This window comes from Roseovarius sp. E0-M6 (assembly GCF_037083845.1).
Lineage (GTDB): Bacteria > Pseudomonadota > Alphaproteobacteria > Rhodobacterales > Rhodobacteraceae > Roseovarius.
In genome coordinates, this window is the sequence record NZ_JBAPLA010000001.1 from 1153287 (window position 1) to 1171382 (window position 18096).

14 protein-coding genes and 1 tRNA gene are annotated in these 18096 nt (G+C 61.5%); 9 read left to right on the top strand and 6 right to left on the bottom strand.

What is annotated here, in order from left to right; all coding sequences use genetic code 11:
• Positions 1–152 precede the first annotated feature (152 nt).
• The 5 genes from V8359_RS05485 (at position 153) to V8359_RS05505 (ending at position 4932) form a co-directional block, all read left to right on the top strand.
• Positions 153–1016: an FAD binding domain-containing protein gene (locus V8359_RS05485; RefSeq protein WP_336427716.1), complete on the top strand. Its 864-nt coding sequence runs from the start codon at positions 153–155 to the stop codon at positions 1014–1016.
• Positions 1013–1495, top strand: a complete 483-nt coding sequence (locus V8359_RS05490) for a (2Fe-2S)-binding protein (RefSeq protein WP_336427717.1) — start codon at positions 1013–1015, stop codon at positions 1493–1495. The genes V8359_RS05485 and V8359_RS05490 overlap by 4 nt, the downstream gene beginning before the upstream one ends.
• Entirely contained in the window at positions 1492–3735 is a 2244-nt protein-coding gene (locus V8359_RS05495) for a xanthine dehydrogenase family protein molybdopterin-binding subunit (RefSeq protein WP_336427718.1), read from the top strand. The genes V8359_RS05490 and V8359_RS05495 overlap by 4 nt, the downstream gene beginning before the upstream one ends.
• 5 nt (positions 3736–3740) lie before the next feature.
• Positions 3741–3986 (top strand): MoaD/ThiS family protein, encoded by a 246-nt coding sequence (locus V8359_RS05500; RefSeq protein WP_336427719.1) that lies wholly within the window; start codon positions 3741–3743, stop codon positions 3984–3986.
• A gap of 337 nt (positions 3987–4323) precedes the next feature.
• Positions 4324–4932 carry a DUF937 domain-containing protein gene (locus tag V8359_RS05505; RefSeq protein ID WP_336427720.1) on the top strand — a complete coding sequence of 203 codons (609 nt, stop codon included), beginning with the start codon at positions 4324–4326 and terminating at the stop codon, positions 4930–4932.
• A gap of 172 nt (positions 4933–5104) precedes the next feature.
• Here V8359_RS05505 and V8359_RS05510 read toward each other — a convergent pair whose 3' ends face one another.
• From V8359_RS05510 to V8359_RS05520, 3 genes are all read right to left on the bottom strand, one after another.
• Positions 5105–7615 (bottom strand): GcvT family protein, encoded by a 2511-nt coding sequence (locus V8359_RS05510; protein WP_336427722.1) that lies wholly within the window; start codon positions 7613–7615, stop codon positions 5105–5107.
• A gap of 122 nt (positions 7616–7737) precedes the next feature.
• Complete coding sequence (gene ggt, locus V8359_RS05515) at positions 7738–9579, bottom strand: gamma-glutamyltransferase (RefSeq protein ID WP_442970316.1); 1842 nt, start codon at positions 9577–9579, stop codon at positions 7738–7740.
• A complete protein-coding gene (locus tag V8359_RS05520; protein WP_336427724.1) occupies positions 9536–10522 on the bottom strand; it encodes a 2-hydroxyacid dehydrogenase in 987 nt (328 codons plus the stop codon). The genes ggt and V8359_RS05520 overlap by 44 nt, the downstream gene beginning before the upstream one ends.
• Positions 10523–10632: 110 nt before the next feature.
• Between V8359_RS05520 and V8359_RS05525 the strand changes: the two genes are divergently transcribed.
• The 3 genes from V8359_RS05525 (at position 10633) to V8359_RS05535 (ending at position 12794) form a co-directional block, all read left to right on the top strand.
• On the top strand, positions 10633–11124 hold the full coding sequence (locus V8359_RS05525; RefSeq protein WP_336427725.1) for an SH3 domain-containing protein: 492 nt from the start codon (positions 10633–10635) through the stop codon (positions 11122–11124).
• Between the two features lie 97 nt (positions 11125–11221).
• Positions 11222–11296: transfer RNA gene (locus V8359_RS05530), tRNA-Gln, on the top strand.
• Positions 11297–11417: 121 nt separating this feature from the next.
• Positions 11418–12794, top strand: coding sequence for an NAD-dependent succinate-semialdehyde dehydrogenase (locus tag V8359_RS05535; protein ID WP_336427726.1), 1377 nt, complete (start codon positions 11418–11420; stop codon positions 12792–12794).
• Between the two features lie 70 nt (positions 12795–12864).
• Here V8359_RS05535 and V8359_RS05540 read toward each other — a convergent pair whose 3' ends face one another.
• From V8359_RS05540 to V8359_RS05550, 3 genes are all read right to left on the bottom strand, one after another.
• The gene (locus V8359_RS05540) at positions 12865–14151 is read right to left on the bottom strand and encodes an NAD(P)/FAD-dependent oxidoreductase (RefSeq protein ID WP_336427727.1); all 1287 of its coding nucleotides are present in this window, start codon (positions 14149–14151) and stop codon (positions 12865–12867) included.
• A gap of 334 nt (positions 14152–14485) precedes the next feature.
• A complete protein-coding gene (locus tag V8359_RS05545; protein ID WP_336427728.1) occupies positions 14486–16084 on the bottom strand; it encodes an ABC transporter substrate-binding protein in 1599 nt (532 codons plus the stop codon).
• A 36-nt stretch (positions 16085–16120) separates the two neighbouring features.
• On the bottom strand, positions 16121–17062 hold the full coding sequence (locus tag V8359_RS05550; protein ID WP_336427729.1) for a dimethylarginine dimethylaminohydrolase family protein: 942 nt from the start codon (positions 17060–17062) through the stop codon (positions 16121–16123).
• Between the two features lie 111 nt (positions 17063–17173).
• On the opposite strand from V8359_RS05550, the gene V8359_RS05555 reads away from it, so the two are divergent.
• Positions 17174–18094 (top strand): LysR substrate-binding domain-containing protein, encoded by a 921-nt coding sequence (locus tag V8359_RS05555; protein ID WP_336427730.1) that lies wholly within the window; start codon positions 17174–17176, stop codon positions 18092–18094.
• The last annotated feature ends 2 nt before the right edge of the window (positions 18095–18096 follow it).

Sequence of the window (18096 nt, forward strand, 5' to 3'; positions counted from 1 at the left end):
CCCCACGGGCGTTGCGAACGGGCCGCCGCCCAAACCCGCAATTCGCCCCCTTGCATTCCGCCAGAATCCCCGGCAACCTCTCGTCTGAATGATCGTTCAGCGGGGCTGCGTCGTGCGCCCCGCCTTTGGGCTTGCATCTAGGGAGGACAGCCATGCACTTCGTGTCACCGCAATCAACCGAGGAGGCGGCGCGCCACCTGGCCGAAGGTGGGGCCAAGGCCCGCATCCTCGCCGGCGGCACCGATCTTCTTGTCCAGATGAAATCCGGCATGGTCTCGCCCGAGACCGTCATCGACATCAAGCGCATTCCCGGCATGCGCGACATCACCGAAGAAGATGGCGGCTATCGTGTGGGTGCGGGTGTTCCGGGCCAACAACTCAACGAACATGCCGGCGTCAAATCGCTCTGGCCTGGCGTGGTCGAGGCATGTGACCTGATCGGCTCCACGCAGATTCAGGGGCGCTGCACCATCATCGGCAACCTCTGCAACGGGTCGCCAGCCGCCGACACCGTTCCGGCCATGGCCGCGGCGAACGCGGTGGCCCATGTCGTCGGGCCGTCGGGAACCCGCGACGTGCCGGTAGCCGACCTGCCTCAGGGGCCGGGCAAGCTCGCGCTCGAAGAAGGCGAGTTCGTGGCCTCCGTGCTGCTGCCCGCGCGCCCCAAACGCGCCGCCGACGCCTATCTGCGCTTCACGCCGCGCACCGAGATGGATATCGCCGTGGCCTCCGCCGCCGTGTCGCTTGAGCTGGCCGAAGACGGGACCGTCTCGGACGCCCGCGTCGTGCTGGGCGCCGTCGGCCCCAAGATCATCGTGGCGACCGCCGCCGCCGAGGCGATCATCGGCACCAAGCTGGACGATGACGCGCTCGAGGCGATGACCAAGGCCTGCCGCGATGCGGCCACGCCCATCGACGACAAACGCGGCACCGTCGAATTCCGAACCCAGGTTGCGGGTGTTCTGGCCAAACGCGCCGCCCGCATCGCCAAGGACCGTGCAGGAGAACGCACATGAGCAAGCTACACGTCACCACCACCGTCAATGGCGACGAATTGGATTTCGTCTGCCCCCCCGAAGAAACCCTGCTTGACGCACTGCGCGGGCGGCTCGGGCTCTCGGGCTCCAAGGAAGGCTGCGGCACCGGCGATTGCGGCGCCTGCACCGTCAAGATGGATGGCCGCCTCGTCTGTGCCTGCCTCGTCCTCGCCCCCGAGGCGCAGGGCGCCGAGATCGAAACCATCGAAGGCATGGCCACGGGCGAAAGCCTGCATCCCCTGCAATCGAGCTTCATCGACAATGCCGCCCTGCAATGCGGCATCTGCACGCCCGGCATCCTTGTCGCGGCCAAGGATCTGCTCGAACGCAACCCGGACCCCTCCGAAACCGAGATCCGCTATTGGCTCGCCGGCAATCTTTGCCGCTGCACAGGCTATGACAAGATCATCAAGGCGGTTCAGTTCGCCGCCGCCGAAATGCGGGGAGAGACAGCATGAACAAGATGTCCCGAGAGAAGCAAGACTTCAAAGTCATCGGCACCCGCGTCAAGCGCCCCGATGGCATCGACAAAGTGACGGGCCGCGCCCAGTATGGCGCCGATCTCGTCGTGCCCGGCATGCTCACCGGCGCGGTGCTTCGAAGCCCGCACGCCCATGCCAAGATCAACGCCATCGACACCTCCGAGGCAATGGCCCTGCCCGGCGTCAAGGCGATCGTCACAAACGCCGATTTCGCGGCGCTCGACGATGAGTTCCTGCTGGATGTCGCCGACAACTGCCTCGCGCGGGAAAAGGCGCTCTATCATGGCCACGCGGTTGCCGCGGTCGCAGCCAAGGACGCCCAGACCGCCAAGGCGGCGCTCAAGCTGATCAAGGTCGACTATACCCCCCTGCCCCATGTCACCGACGTGGACGACGCGATGGAATCCGACGCACCCGTGGTTCAGGCAGGCCGCAAACAGGAAAACGTCAAGGGCGACTATTCCGACAATGTCACGATGTATTGCGAATTCGGCCATGGCGATCTCGACGCGGGCTTCGCGAAGGCGGACCACGTGATCGAACGCAGCTTCAAGACCGCAGCCACCCACCAAGGCTATATCGAGCCGCATGCCTGCCTTGCCTCGATGACATCGGACGGCAAGGCTGACCTGTGGTGCTGCACCCAAGGTCAGTATTTCGTGCGCACGCTGTGTGCGGGCATACTCGGCATGGAAGCAAGCCAGCTTCGTGTCACCGCCTCGGAAATCGGCGGCGGCTTCGGCGGCAAAACCACCTGCTTCATCGAACCCGTGGCCCTCGCGCTCAGCCGCAAGGCGGGCCGCCCGGTCAAGCTTGTGATGACCCGCGACGAAGTGTTCCGCGCCACCGGGCCGACGGTCTCGTCCTCTTCGGACGTCAAGATTGGCATGACCAAGGATGGCCGCATCACCGCCGCCTACGCCGCGCTGCGCTATCAGGGCGGGGCATTTCCATGTGAAACCGTGGCGATGGGCGCACAATCGGCCTTCGCCGCCTATGATCTCGACGCGGTCAAGACCGAAGGCTGGAACGCTCTCACCAACCGCCCCAAGGAAGCGGCCTACCGCGCCCCCGGCGCACCGATGGCCGTCTACGCGGTCGAAAGCGTGGTCGACGAGCTGACTCAGCATTTCGGGCTCGATCCCCTCGACGTGCGGCTCAAGAACGCCGCCGACGCAGGCACATTGTCCTCCTATGGCCCCACCTTCGAGGCAATAGGCCTTGTCGCCACCCTTGAGGCGGCACAGAAACATCCGCATTACAGCGCACCCTTGGGTGAAAATCAGGGGCGCGGCGTGTCCTGCGGCTTCTGGTTCAACTTCGGGGGCAACACCTGCGTTTCGCTCAACATCAACGATGACGGGACCGTCGGCATCACCGAGGGCAACCCCGACATCGGCGGCAGCCGCGCATCCATCTCGATGATGGCCGCCGAAGAGCTGGGCATCCCCTATGAACAGGTGCGCACAATCGTCGCGGATACCTCGTCCTTGGGCTACAATGACGTGACAGACGGTAGCCGGGTGACCTTCGCCGTTGGTCTCGCCACCATCGAGGCCGCGCGCGACGCGATCAAGAAGATGTGCAGCCGCGTGGCCAAGATATGGGAGATCGACCCCGACGCGGTCATCTGGGAAAACGGTCAGGCCAAGCCGTCGGGCCCGAACGCAGGCGATTTCGAACCGATGAGCCTTGCGGAAATCGCCGCCCTCTCGTCTGAAACCGGCGGCCCCATCGCAGGCCATTACGAGGTGAATGCCGATGGCGCAGGCGTCTCGTTCGGCGTCCACCTTGCCGATGTCGAGGTGGACCCGGAAACCGGCGCGACCAAGGTTCTGCGCTATACCGCCTTCCAGGACGCGGGCAAAGCGGTGCATCCCGACTATGTCGAAGGCCAGATGCAGGGCGGCTCGGCCCAAGGTATCGGCTGGGCCCTGAACGAGGAATACATCTACGACGATGACGGTATGCTTCTCAACGCGGGCTTCCTTGATTACCGCGTGCCCGTGGCCTCAGACCTGCCATCGATCGAACCTGTGATCCTTGAGATCCCCAACCCCGGTCACCCTTACGGTGTGCGTGGCGTGGGCGAAACGTCGATCGTGCCGCCACTCGCGGCGCTCTCCAACGCGGTCAGCCGTGCGGCAGGTGTGCGTCTGCACGAACTGCCCATGTCGCCACCCAAGATCCTCAAGGCGATCACGTCCAAGGGTTAAAACGTATGGTTCAGGTCAAGCTCTGGGGCAATCTGCGCGACGCGACCGATGGTCAAGACGTGGTCGAGGTCGAGGCGGGCAACTTCAAACAGTTGCTCGACCGCCTGTCCGAGAAGTATCCGGGCCTGAAACCACAGATCGAGCGCGGGGTCTCCCTCGCGCTCGATGGCCGCATCTACCGCGAGGCATGGTTCACCGAAATCCAGCCGGACAGCGAAGTTGTTCTGATGCCATACATGAAAGGCGGCTGAAAAATTCATGCCTTCAAGCATGCTGCCTATGACCTGACACAACAGCGCAAGGCGAGCCGCTTCGAAGGCAGGAATTTTGCGACCGATCCAAGCGCACAGCCCTTAATCCTCCGCCCGGTCGCTTCATCACGCCCCTGAACGCCTCCCGCACCGACGTGATACCGACGTGAATACCGACGTGAATGCCGACGTCGGAAATCACGCTGTTTCATGTGCTTAACGCTCTTTTCCGGTCGTTTCGGGCAATTCGGGGGGATTGACCCGGCTCAATTCCCCTATTCTCCGGCGCGCTCCTCCTGTCTGTTAACCGCGAACACGCCACGAAAAGGGAGCAAACATGTCGATTCTCAAACTTCTCCAAGGGGCTCAGAACGGTCAGGGCCTCGGACAACTCGCGAGCCAATTCGGCTTGCCCGAGGACAAAGCCAACCAGCTTGCGGGTATGCTGGCTCCGGCCATCGGTCAGGCCACGAAAAAACGCGCCGAGGCGGGCGGCCTTGGCGATGTCCTCGGGGCCTTCAAAGGTGAGGATCAGGCAGCCCTCTTCGACGACGCCACGCAAGCCGCCAGTCACGACGGGCAGGAAAAAGGCGCTCAGTTCCTTGAAAAAATTCTCGGTGGCCGCGATCAGGCTCAGGCGCTTGCCAACGAGGCGGCGACCCGCGCCGGAGCCGATTCCGCAGCGGTTCAAAAATTCCTGCCCGCACTCGCGGCAATGGCACAGGGCGGCTTGCAAAAGCAGATGCCCGATAGCCAGATCGACGGAATGCTGAGCCAATCACAAAGCAGTGGCGGTGGTGGCCTGATGGGGCTTGTCGGCGGCCTTCTGGGGGGGAATAAATCCGCCGGCGGCGGTATGGACCTGTCGATGCTCAACACGCTGCTTGACGCCGATGGCGACGGCTCGGTTATGGACGATGTCCTCGACAAGTTCATGAAAAGATAAGGGATTTGCGCTTTCCGTTCGGTACGGCGTTACCGCCGGATCGTCAGATTGCATCCCACCGATCTTCACCAAACACAAAAGCGGGCCACGCTGAATGGCCCGCTTTTGGTTTTCTCAACAATGCGTTCCGCCTTTGACCCGACACACCGGATCAAAGCGAAACGCTTCTGCCTCAGCCGTCCTTGCGGATCGTCTCGTTCTTGGGGTCATAGGTGCTGTCGCAGGTCACGACCGCATCCCACAACTTGTCCAGCATCTTAACCTTGAGCTTGGTCCCCTCAACCGCAAGGTCGGGTTTGACATAACCCATACCGATGGATTTCTCGAAGGCCACCGAATACCCGCCCGAGGTCAGGCGACCGACGCGCGTGCCATCCTCGGAATAGAGCACCTCACGCCCCCAAGGGTCGGAATCCTCAGGCCCGTCAATAAGGACCGTGCAGCATTTCACCCGAACCCCGGTCTCGACCATTTTCTCCTTGCCAAGGAACTCCTTATCAAGGTCCACGAAGCGTGGCAGATCTGCCTCGAGTGGGGTGGCATCCCGGCCCAGCTCATTGCCGAAGGCGCGATAGCTTTTTTCCTGTCGAAGCCAGTTCTGCGCCCGCGCACCAACAAGCTTCATTCCGTGCTTTTCCCCTGCCTTTTCAAGCAGATCAAACAGGTAATTCTGCATTTCGATCGGATGATGAAGCTCCCAGCCAAGTTCACCGGTATAGGCCACGCGGATGGCGTTCACAGGGCACATGCCCAGCTCGATTTGCCGCGCACTCAACCACGGGAACCGCTTGTTGGACAGCGCGGTTTCGGGATCGGCATCCTTGATCACCTCATTCAGAACGTCGCGTGATTTCGGCCCTGCAATGGCAAAGACACCCCACTGGGTCGTCACGTCCTGAATTTCGATATACCCGAACTCGCCCGCCTTCTTCTCGGCCGCCTTGCGCAGGTAATCCGCGTCATACTCTGTCCACGCGCCCGCCGAGACGAGGTAATACTGATCCTCACCAGTGCGCACGATGGTATATTCTGTCCGCGTCGTTCCGTGCTCGGTCAGCGCATAAGTCAGGTTGATGCGGCCCACCTTGGGCAGCTTGTTGCAGGTAAACCAATCAAGGAACTGCGTCGCGCCGGGCCCTTTGACCACATGCTTGGTAAAGGCGCTGGCATCGATCAGGCCAACGCCTTCTCGGATGGCTTTTGCCTCGTCCACCGCATATTGCCACCAGCCACCCCGGCGGAAGCTGCGGGCGTCATGGTCAAAGTCTTCGTCCGCATCCAGAGGGCCGAAATAGTTGGGCCGCTCCCACCCGTTGGTCCAGCCGAACTGCGCGCCCCGTGCCTTCTGCCGGGCATAGGCCGGCACTGTCCGCAGCGGACGGCAGGCCGGCCGCTCTTCGTCGGGATGATGCAGGATATAGACATGCGCGTAAGCTTCTTCGTTCTTGCGCGCCGCGAACTCCGTCGTCATCCAGTTTTGCGAATACCGCTTGGGATCAAGGCTCGCCATGTCGATCTCGGCCTCGCCATCGACCATGAGCTGCGCAAGATAGTGCCCCGTGCCGCCCGCCGCGGTAATCCCGAAGGAAAAGCCCTCGGCCAGCCACATGTTGCGAAGCCCCGGAGCAGGCCCAACGAGCGGGTTGCCATCAGGCGTGTAACAGATCGGCCCGTTGAAATCGTCCTTCAGCCCGCAATTCTCGGCCGAGGGGATGCGATGGTTCATCGCCATGTACTGATCTTCGATCCGATCCAGATCGAGTTGGAAAAGATCGGCGCGGAAACTGTCGGGCACGCCGTATTCAAAGCACGCCGGCGCGCCCTTTTCATAGACGCCCAGGATCCAGCCGCCACGCTCCTCGCGAACATAGCTTTGCGCGTCGGCCTCGCGAATGACGGGATGTTCGGGATTGCCCTCATCCTTGCGGAATTTCACCAGCTCGGGGTCTTGATCCATCACGATGAACTGATGCTCGACCGGGATGGCGGGCATCTTGATTCCAAGCATCTTCGCGGTGCGCTGCGCATGGTTGCCCGACGCGGTGACGACATGCTCGGCGGTGATGACGATCTGCTCGTCCGAAGGCACGAGGTTGCCACCCTTTTCCACCATCTTGGTGCAGGTGACCTCCCACGCCTCGCCGTTCCAGTGGAACGCGTCGGCCTGCCATTTGCGTTCGATCATGACGCCCCGCTGGCGCGCGCCCTTGGCCATCGCCATGGTCACATCGGCAGGGTTAATATATCCGTCCGTCTGGTGATAGATCGCACCCTTCAGGTCTTCGGTGCGGATCAATGGCCACTTCGCCTTGATCTCGTCGGGCGTCATCCACTCATAAGGCACACCGCATGTCTCGGCGGTCGAGGCATAGAGCATATACTCGTCCATGCGCTCTTGGGTCTGCGCCAGCCGCAGGTTGCCGACCACGGCAAAGCCCGCGTTGAGCCCGGTCTCTTCCTCAAGTGTTTTGTAGAACTTGATCGAATAGTCGTGAATATGCGTCGTTGCGTAGGACATGTTGAAATAGGGCAGAAGGCCCGCCGCATGCCAGGTCGAGCCGGATGTCAGCTCGTCGCGCTCCAGAAGCATGACATCATCCCATCCGGCCTTGGCCAGGTGATAAGCAATCGAGGTTCCGACGGCACCGCCGCCCACAACCAGAGCTTTGACTTGCGTTTTCATATGCTGCGACTCCCACAAGCACTATTTCGATTTCATGCTCAATATCAGCCTTGCAGATCGGCGCAGGGTTCAGCCGACCATCGAGACCACAAAACCGACGCGCAGGTCCGATTGCGCGCGCCTCATTCGCCCAGTGCCACACCCTCACGGCGCGGGTCGGCCCCACCCTCGAGCCCATCGCGCATGTCGATCACGTGCAGGCCCGAGTTCAGGTCCCGCACCGCCGTCTCGAACCCGAGCCAACGAAGCTCGGGCTCAAGGCGTGTGGCGCTCGTGTCCGACTCGATATCATAGGTGCCAAACCGGTTCACCAGATGCGGATATGCGACCGCCTCTTGCGCGTTCAAATCCCAGTCGATCATCGCCACCAGCGTCTTGGACACATAGGGAATGATCCGGCTGCCCCCCGGACTGCCAAGCACGATCACCGGCGTTCCGTCGCGCATCACGATGGTCGGCGACATGGACGAGCGCGGGCGCTTGCCCGGTGCAACACTGTTGGCGATCGGGAGGCCGCCGCGATGAGTTCGAAACGAGAAATCCGTCAGTTCGTTGTTGAGCAAGAACCCCCGCACGAAAAGACGCGAGCCAAAGGCGTTCTCGATCGTCGTCGTCATCGCAAGCGCATTGCCATAGCTGTCGACGATCGAAATATGCGACGTCGACGGAAGCGCGCGCGAAGCGTCATCAGCCCAATTCAACGCGTGTTCGAACTCGGGCGCGCCCACTGGCGCCTCGTGCAACGCGCGCGCCCCGTTAAGCAATTTGCCCCGTGTCTCAAGGTAAGACGGATCGACCATCCCCGCGACGGGCACAGGCACATGATCCTCATCGGCCACGTATCTTCCACGATCCGCAAAGGCGAGTCGGCTTGCATCGCCGATCAGGCGCCACGCCTGCGGGCTCTCGGGGCCCATCGCACGCAGGTCAAACGCCTCAAGCGCGCCCAAGGTCTGCCCCACCGCAAGCGCGCCGGAACTCGGCGGTCCCATGCCGCAAATGTCATAGCCGCGATACGGCGCGCAGACCGGGTCGCGCTCCTTGACTTGGTAAAGCGCGAGGTCGATTTCGGCCAGAACACCGGGATTGTCCGCCGCTCCGGTCACGGTTGCCACGATGTCGCGCGCAATGTCACCCGTGTAAACGGCCGCCGATCCCTCTTCGGCAAGCTGCTCGAGCGTTGCGGCATAGGCAGGGTTACGCAGGTGATCGCCTGTCCGCAAAGGCATCCCGCCCGGCAGGAAATAGGCCGCCGTTTCGGGAAACCGCCCAAGCCTTTCGGCATCGCGGGCGATCGAACTCGACATGCGTTCGCTCACCTTGAAACCGTCGCGAGCATGGGCGATGGCCTCATCGAACAGACCCGGCCACGCGGCCCGGCCCCAGCGGCGATGCGCCTCCTCCATCAGCGCAGGGGTCGCGGGCGTTCCAACACTCAGCCCCCCGACAACCGCCTCGAAAAACCCGAGCGGCTCCCCCTCCGCCGTCTGGAAAAGCAGCGGTGTCGCGGCCAATGGCGCGGTCTCGCGCCCGTCAAGCGTAGTCAGCGTGCCGCTACCCGCATCCCACCAGACAAGGAACGCACCACCTCCCAGCCCGCTACTCTGCGGCTCCACCAGCCCCAACACGGCCTGCACCCCCACCATGGCATCCGCTGCGGTGCCGCCCTCGCGGAGCACTCTTGCGCCGGCCTCGACCGCCAGCGGATTCGCGGCGACCACCATCCAGTCATCGGCTTTGACAGGTCGACCGGCGGCCTTGTCCTCAAGCGAGCGGGCAACCTCATCGGATGTGACGACCTCTCCCGCGCCGCCCGCCTCAGGAGCGACCGAATCGGCGCTTTGCTGCGCGTGCGCCGTCCATGAAAGGCCAAGCGTAACAGAAATTATATATAATAATTTCAATATGTTACGATACTTTCTAGAAGTCGTATGGCAACACTTGATCGGGCGGTCTATGCCCATCTTCAAACACCTTTACATTGATGATGACACGCTCGCCCATTTCCACGCGCCCCTCGCGCGTGGCCGAGGCCATATGCGGCAAAAGCACCACGTTGGACAATGCCCGCAGGCGCGGGTTCACGCCGTTGTCCTGTTCATAAACATCGAGTCCGGCCCCGGACAGATCACCGGTGCGCAACATCCGAGTCAGGGCATTTTCGTCAATCACCTCACCACGTGAAGTATTAATGATAAACGCTTCTTTCTTCATGAGTTTCAGGCGTCGCGCATTCATCAGATGAAACGTCGATGGCGTGTGCGGGCAATGCAGGCTCATCACATCCATGCGCGCAACCATTTGGTCCAGGCTCTCCCAATAGGTTGCGCCAAGCTCGGTCTCGGTCTCCGCTCGCAGGCGGCGTCGGTTGTGGTAATGCACCTCAAGGCCAAAGGCTGCGGCGCGCCGCGCCACCTCTTGTCCGACCCGTCCCAAACCCAGAATGCCCAGCTTCTTGCCCGAAAGCCGCGCCCCCAGAAGCGCCGAGGGCGACCAGCCTCCCCAGGCGCCCTCCTGCATCATCGCCATCCCCTCCGGTATCCGCCGCCCCACCGCAAGGATTAGAGCCATGGTCATGTCTGCGGTGTCCGCCGCCGACACACCGGGCGTATTGGACACGATGATACCCCGCTGTCGCGCCGCCTGAACGTCGATATGATCGACCCCTGCGCCATAATTCGCGATCAGTTTCAGACGGTCGCCCATTTCGTCCAGAATCTCGGCATCGATCCGGTCGGTGATCGTCGGCACCAAAACATCGGCCTGTTGCCCCGCCCGGATCAGGGCCCTGCGGCCCATTGGCTGGTCATCCGCACTCAATTCGGCATTGAACAATTCACCCAGCCGAGTCTCGATCCGGTCCGGCAGGCGTCGCGTTACGACAACACTCAGGCGCTGAGATTGCATCATGGCCCTCCCCGGCCTTTCCAAATCACCTACTCGCTGCCAGAGTGGCGCAGGATCACGCGGGGCACAAGAACCCCGAGTCCAATGACAGGCAAATTCGGGCATCGCACATGAGAAAATCCCTGTTGACCGCCGCCCTCGTGGCGCTGCTGCCTGTGACGCTCATCGCCGAGGAGCGGGGGCCGGTCACAAATCTGCCCATGCCGCGTTTTGTCTCGATGAAAACAACCGAAGGATACGTCCGGCGCGGACCAAGCCGGACCCACCGCATTGACTGGATATTCAAGCATCCCGGCATTCCGCTCGAAATCACCGCCGAGCACGGCCATTGGCGGCGCGTGCGCGACCGCGACGGTATGGGCGGCTGGATGCACTATTCGCTGCTCTCGGGGTCGCGGACGGTGTTGATCGAAACCGATCTGCTCGAACTACGCAGAAGCCCGCTCCCCGATGCGCCCGTCGTGGCCCAGCTTGAACTGGGTGTCGTTGCGCGTGTCCGGGAATGCGCTGGCACATGGTGCGAGTTGGCGGTTCAGGGCTACAAGGGATGGGCGCCGAAATCACACCTTTGGGGCGTGGGCGCGGACGAGACCATCGACTGACTCACACGACCGCCCGGCCTTTGGGTGGTCACCACCACTTTTTTTCCGATTCCGGTCTTGCACAGCCATCGACCAGCGAGTAATTAGCGCGCGAAGTTGGGGTGTAGCCAAGTGGTAAGGCAACGGTTTTTGGTATCGTGTACCGTAGGTTCGAATCCTACCACCCCAGCCAATTTCCTCTGAGACATGATGCGCCGACCGCTCTGAGCGGAACCGTGCTTAATCGTCGTAATCTATGGAAACAATCCGCTCTTGCCGCGTTTGTTAACAGCAAACGGAAAGCGAGGTTATCCATGGCGACAGATATCACAACCGTAAATCCAGCAACAAATACCAAGATCGCAACATACGATCTCATGGACGACACGACGGTCAAACTGGCCATCGAAGAGTGTCACACCGCATTTCTTCAGTGGCGCGAATGGTCGTTGGAGGGGCGCGCGCAAGTCATCGGCGCCATCGCCAAGGCTCTGCGCGACAACAAGGAGGAGTTCGCCCAACTCATGACCAAAGAGGTGGGCAAGCTTATTGCCGACAGCCGCGAAGAGATCGAATTGTGCGCCGCGATCTGCGACTACACAGCCAAGACCGGACCAACCGAACTGGCCGATGAAGAACGCGACATCGCCCCCGGCAAAGGTGTCATCACCTATGCGCCAATCGGCGTCATCTATGGCATCCAGCCGTGGAATTTCCCTTGCTATCAGGCGGTTCGATACACGATCGCGAATCTCATGGCGGGCAATGGCGTCTTACTCAAACACGCTGCGAACTGCACCGGGAGCGGTCTTTACCTGCGCGATCTTTTCCAAAACGCGGGCCTGCCCGAGCATCTTTTCACCGTGCTTGTCATCGACCACGATCAATCCGATCGCGTCATCGAAAACGACCTTGTGCGCGGCATCACCCTGACGGGAAGCGACGACGCGGGCCGGATAGTGGCCGAAAAGGCCGCCTCGGTTCTCAAGAAGACGGTGCTCGAACTCGGGTCGAACGACGCATATCTGGTGCTTGAGGATGCCGATCTCGATGTCGCCGTCGAGGCCTGTGTCACGGGCCGCATCTACAATAACGGCCAGACTTGTGTGAACGCCAAACGCTTTATCGTGACGGCGCCGCACTACGACGAATTCGTCAAACGGTTCACCGATAAGATGGAGGCGACTGAACTGGGCGACCCAACCGAGGAAGAGACCGCCCTTGGCCCGATGGCCCGCGATGATCTGCGCGACAAGCTGGCCGAACAGGTCGCTGAAAGCGTGGCGAAGGGCGCGACTTTGCTCTGCGGAGGCGAACTACCTGAAAAGACCGGCGCGTGGTACCCCGCCACGGTGCTTGTCGATGTGGTTCCCGGGCAGCCAGCCTATGATGACGAGCTTTTCGGCCCTGTGGCCTCGATCATCCGTGCCGAGGATGACGAGGATGCCCTTCGTATCGCCAACGATAGCCGCTATGGCCTTGGTGGTGGCGTCTTCAGTCGCGACAGCGAAAGGGCCCGGACACTGGCGTCGAAGTATTTCGACACCGGCATGGTTTCGATCAACGGCTACACCATCGCCCTGCCGAACATGCCGTTCGGCGGCGTAAAGAATTCAGGCTATGGCCGCGAACATGGCGGCTTTGGTATGAAAGAATTCACCAACGCCAAATCGCTTTTTATAACGCAGTGACGAACCGGGGGTCGGGGAGTGGACACGGCTCGCCGCCCCCACTCCCCGGCCCCACCATCCGGCCAATCCTCTAGCCGAACACCTTGAGCCGCGGGCCGACACCCCGTTGCAAGATATCCGCAAGCCAATCCTGTGTGCCTTTGACCGAGCCAAGAATGTGAAACTGATGCTGACGGTATAGCCCGCGATAGGCGGCCCGGGCGAACCTGTCACCGATCATGAAATCATCGGTAAACCGTGTCCTGACTTTGGCGATGCTGCCCCCGTCGCCCAGTGACAAAACCGTGCCCTTATTGCGGAACTCGAACGGCTCGGGCGTCTGCCCCTCAAAAAGCCAGCGTGGCAGATAGCGGGCAAGATGGGCGGCCTGCTCGCTCGCCGCCTGCGCAGATGGCGGAGCCGGGTCGTCCTCTATCGCGGCGCAATCGCCCAAGGCAAAGATCGCATCCGACGCAAGGGTTTGCAGGGTCGGCTTTACGCACCACTGGCGCTTTTCATTCGTATCGAGCGCCGCGATGTCCTCTGCGATGCGCGGCCCCACTATTCCCGTAGTCCACGCGGTCAGGTCCGAGCGGAATCTTGCGCCGTCATCCGTCTCGACCGCACATTCGGTCACACGACTGACCAGTTGTCGCGTCTCTACCCGCACACCCTGCTTTTCCAGACGCTCGCGAATGCCCCTCCGCACTTCATCGGATAGGCCCGGCATGATCTCATCGGTCGCCTCGAGCATGGTCACCCGTATCTCGGGCAGGTCGGCACGCGGTGCAATCGTGTTGCATTGACGGCTTTCGATAAGATGCGAGGCCAGTTCCACACCGGTAGAGCCGGACCCGGCAATCACCACCTCGAAGGCACTGGCATCGCTCATCAGAGATTTGGCGAGCAGCCCCCGGGAGAGACGGACGAACATCTCTTCGGCGTCCTTGCCATCGTCGAGCATGAGGCTGTGCTCATGCACACCGTCAACCCCCAAATCGGGGGTCACTCCCCCCAGAGCCAGCACGAGAGCGTCGTAATTCACTTTGAACTCCGGCACGATAACCGCACCATCGGCGTTTCGCACGGCGCCAACCGTGATCGTGCGGTCCTGCGGCGACACATCGCTCAGGGTGCCCTGCCGGAACGAGAACCCCCAGTGTTCGGCCACCGTGGCATAGGAGATTTCATCCACATCAGCCGCGCCAAGACCTGCGGCCATTTCGTGCAGCCGCGGCTTCCAGACGTGACAGGCGTTGCGGTCGATCAAAAGCACATCGCGATGCCCAGCCCGTGCCAACGCGGTGACAAGTTCGAGGCCGCCAGCCCCTCCGCCCACCACGACGATCGGAAAGAATTTCTGAACTGTTGCGCGCATCACGTAGAACCTTGACGGCCTAAGCGCGGGCCATGCGCGTCGCGATGCGGCTTGGACGTGTCTGACATGGTCACTGATCACCTCCCATTGAGTGTCGCGGACGTCAACGCCCCCGGGGTTTACCGATCAACGAGTGAGGCCATGTCTGCGTTCCACAAAACCGGCGAACGACGTGATTTAGCCGTGAAGAAAATTCGGCGTCATGGATGGTGCCGTTAAACCTATGCCGACAGGTTTTCGCAGAATACCTTGGCGCAGGGTTCAAAGCGGCCCGACCACGTGCAAACGGGCCGCTTCCGGCCCGTCGCTTGTGTGTCCGATCCGGGCGCGTCGCTCAGGTAAACCACCACCGCTCAATGCAACGTTCGCCGTCCATGTCCCAATTCGAAGCGAACTGTTCGGGCAGGCCAAGCCCGTCACGGGTGCCAAAGACATACGAGGCAAACATCGGCGCAATCAGACCACCGTCATTGCTCAATATCTCCTGCATCTCGTGATACATCTCGCGCCGTTTCTCGGTTTCCAATTCGGCGCGCGCCTTGATCAGCAAGTCATCGAACCGGTCATTCGACCAGCGCGTCCCATTCCACGGCACGCCGCTCTTGTAGGCCGTGGCGAACATCAGATCCTCGACCGGGCGTCCCCCCCAATAGACCGCGACAAAGGGTTTCACGTTCCACGTATCAGTCCAGTAGCCGTCATTCGGCACCCGGACCGGCGTGATGTTGAGCCCGGTTCCCTTGGCCGAGTTCTGATATAGCGTGGCGGCATCCACCGCCCCGGCAAAGGCCGCATCGGCCGCCAAAAGCTCGATATCGACCGACTCGTACCCCGCTTTCTTGAGGTGGTGACGGGCCTTGTCGGGATCGTATTCACGCTGTGGCAGGTCCTTGTTGAAGAACCTCTGGCCTTGTCCGATCGGGTGGTCGTTGCCGATCACGCCATATCCAAAGAGGATCTTGTCGACCAATTCCTGCCGGTCGATGGCGTATTTCAGCGCGAGCCGCAAATCGCGATCGGTATAGGGATCGACCGTGCACATCATCTCGAATGTGAAATGCTGCGTTCCCGGCACTGAATGCACCGTGACACCTTGTGCTTGCTGGATCCGGTCCACGGTCTTGAGGTCGAGCCTGTCCACCGCATCAAAATCCCCAGTCTGAAGACCGGTGGTTCGCGCATTCGTGTCGGTCACCGACAAAAGTTCGGCCGAGTCAAAAAAAGCACGGTTGCCAAGATCCCAGTGATCGTCATTGCGCGACAAGTCGGCGCGCACGCCCGGCTCAAAATTATCGAGCTTGTATGCCCCCGCGCCTATCCCCGTGGTCCAGTCAACCTGCCCGTCCTCGGACATGCCGACGGGAATGTGATAGTCGCTAAGCGTGAAGGGGAAATCGGCGTTCCCGGCATCAAGCTCGAACACCACGCGGCGCTTGCCATCGGCGCGCACATTGGTCAGCGCGGCCAGCAGCGGCTTGGCCGCCGATGTCGAATCCTCGCCTCGGTGATGGTTGACCGACGCGATGACATCCTCGGGCAGGACCGACTTGCCATTGTGGAATGTCGTCCCCTCGCGCAGCTCGAATGACCATGTCTTGCCATCCGGCGATGCCTCCCAGCTTTCGGCAAGACCGGCGGTAAGGCTGCCGTCCGGGGCCACTTCGGTCAGGTAGCCGTGATAGGATTGCAGCAGATTGACCATATACCCGTTCTCGGCGGTGCCGGGGTTCATCGTGTCGGTTGTCTGACCATGTCCCTTGCCGATACGGAAGGTGCCCCCGCGCTTGGGCGCTGCGGCCTTTGCGCGGTCGGCAAGGCCGGTGGCCGTCGCCGCCGCCATCCCCGTCGCAAGCAGGGACCGCATAAAGCTCCGGCGGCTCATCCCACCCGCCATGAAGCGGTCACTCAGTTCCTTGATCTTTTGATCTTTCATGTTGTTCTCCCTGTTCTTGTTGGCAATCCGGCCGTTTCAGCCGGCATCGCGGCGCAATGACTGCGCCATGCAGTGAATGCCCCCTCCCATCATACTGAACATGTCCATTTCCGGGTCATAGACCTTGAACCCGTTGGCGCGCAGTTTGCCCACCAGATCCTTGCTTGCCGCCGGGGCAAGTACTCTTTCCCCGCCCAGCGACATGACATTACATCCAAGCGCCATCGTGTCGCGGAATCCCACGGGGATGATCTCTATGCCCTTCGATCTCAGCCAATCGGTCACGTGGTCCGGCGTCGTTTCAAGGCAAACCGCCGCACATTTCGGTGCGATCATGCAGACCATCAGGTCGATATGCACATAGTATGGATCGATATAGGCATAGTGGACCTCCCAGCCCTCCTTCTCGACCCATGCACCGATCTGACGCGCCGAGACTTCCTCGCAACGAAGCCCGGTATAACCGATCAGCACCGCGCCCGGCTCGATGATGTGAAAATCTCCACCCTCGAAGCTACCTGCGCTCACCATGTCATAGATCGGAATACCAGCCTCCAGGTAGAAGCGAAGCGCGGCGGAATACTCGCCGCGACGACGCGGATTTGCCATCTGGGTGATGACCGCGCCCCACGGCGTCATGAAGCTCGAATCGCGGGCATAGACGCCATAGCGAAGATGCTCGTCGGCGGGCAGCGTATGAATGCGCACCCCCGCCTCTTCATAGGCATCGCACATCTCGCGGTATTGCCGAACCGCCGCTTGGTGGTCCCAGGCTCGCCCGGTCCGGGCCGTTTCCCGATAGATCGAGCTGAAGGCGGTGTTGTCCATGTGCCCGAAGGTTTCGACCGGGCCAAGAAGCACATCCTGCAACAGGCCATATTCACTGTCGATCCCCCAGTCGCTTAGCGGCGCAGTGCCACCCTCAGGATTGCGGGCCTGAAGCGGGGATTGAGGGGCAACGATCTTGTCCTTGGGCATGACGTGTCTCCGGTATGAGGGCTTTTGGCAAGTTTACCGGCAAGTCCACCTTGATCAAAACGAATAAAATTGCTTGTATAGATGAGGTGAAATCATCAAGCGTGGCATGCGGTGAAGATCGGTGACAAATGGCTCTCGCTCAACGCGCTTCAGTCTTTCGAGGCTGCGGCCCGGCATCAGCATATGGGCCACGCAGCACAGGAACTGGGCGTCACGCAAAGCGCAGTCAGCCATCAGGTGCGCGCGCTCGAGGCAACGCTTGGCGTACGGCTTTTCGACCGACACGGGCGGCGGATCGAACTTAATCCGGCCGGAGAGCGCCTTGTCCGGTCGATCCAGTCGGGCTTCGATGATATCACGGCCACCGCGCTCGCGCTTTCGGCGGATGCGTTTTCGGGCACGCTTTCCATCGCGGTTCCGGTCTCGCTGATGGTCGAGTGGCTGGGTCCGAAACTCGCTGACTTCCTGAAACGCTTTCCCGATCTCTCTCTGCGATGCTCTTATGCCGAACGCACGATGAGCACGCTGCCTGCGGATGTGGACCTTGCCATCGTCTTTGCCGCCCATAGCTTTGCGGGCCACCGGGTAACGCCCTTCATCCGAACCGAAATCTTTCCGGTCTGCGCCCCTGAACTGACACGCGGCCCGCTCCCGCTCGACCCGTCGGTCCTGCGCAAGTCCACCATCATCCACGAAGATGGCGGCGACCTCTGGGCGCGTTGGTTCGCCAGCCGCGGCATCGAACAGGTTCGCCCGGCCCGCGACGTTCACGCCGGATCGCATCACGATGCGGTGGCCTATGCCCGCGAAGGTGTCGGCTTTGCCCTCTCCGATTGGTTCATGGGCGGGCGCGCCCTTGGCTCAGGGGCGCTCGTTCAGGCTTTTGGACCCGGCGTCATGGAGTATGAAGGTTACTACATCGTGACCCGCGGTGCTCAAACCCGCGACAGCGCGGCAGGCGCACTGGCCGCGTGGCTCATGCGCGCGGCGGCACAGGATGATGTCTCGGGGATCACCGGCTCCAAAGGCTGAGG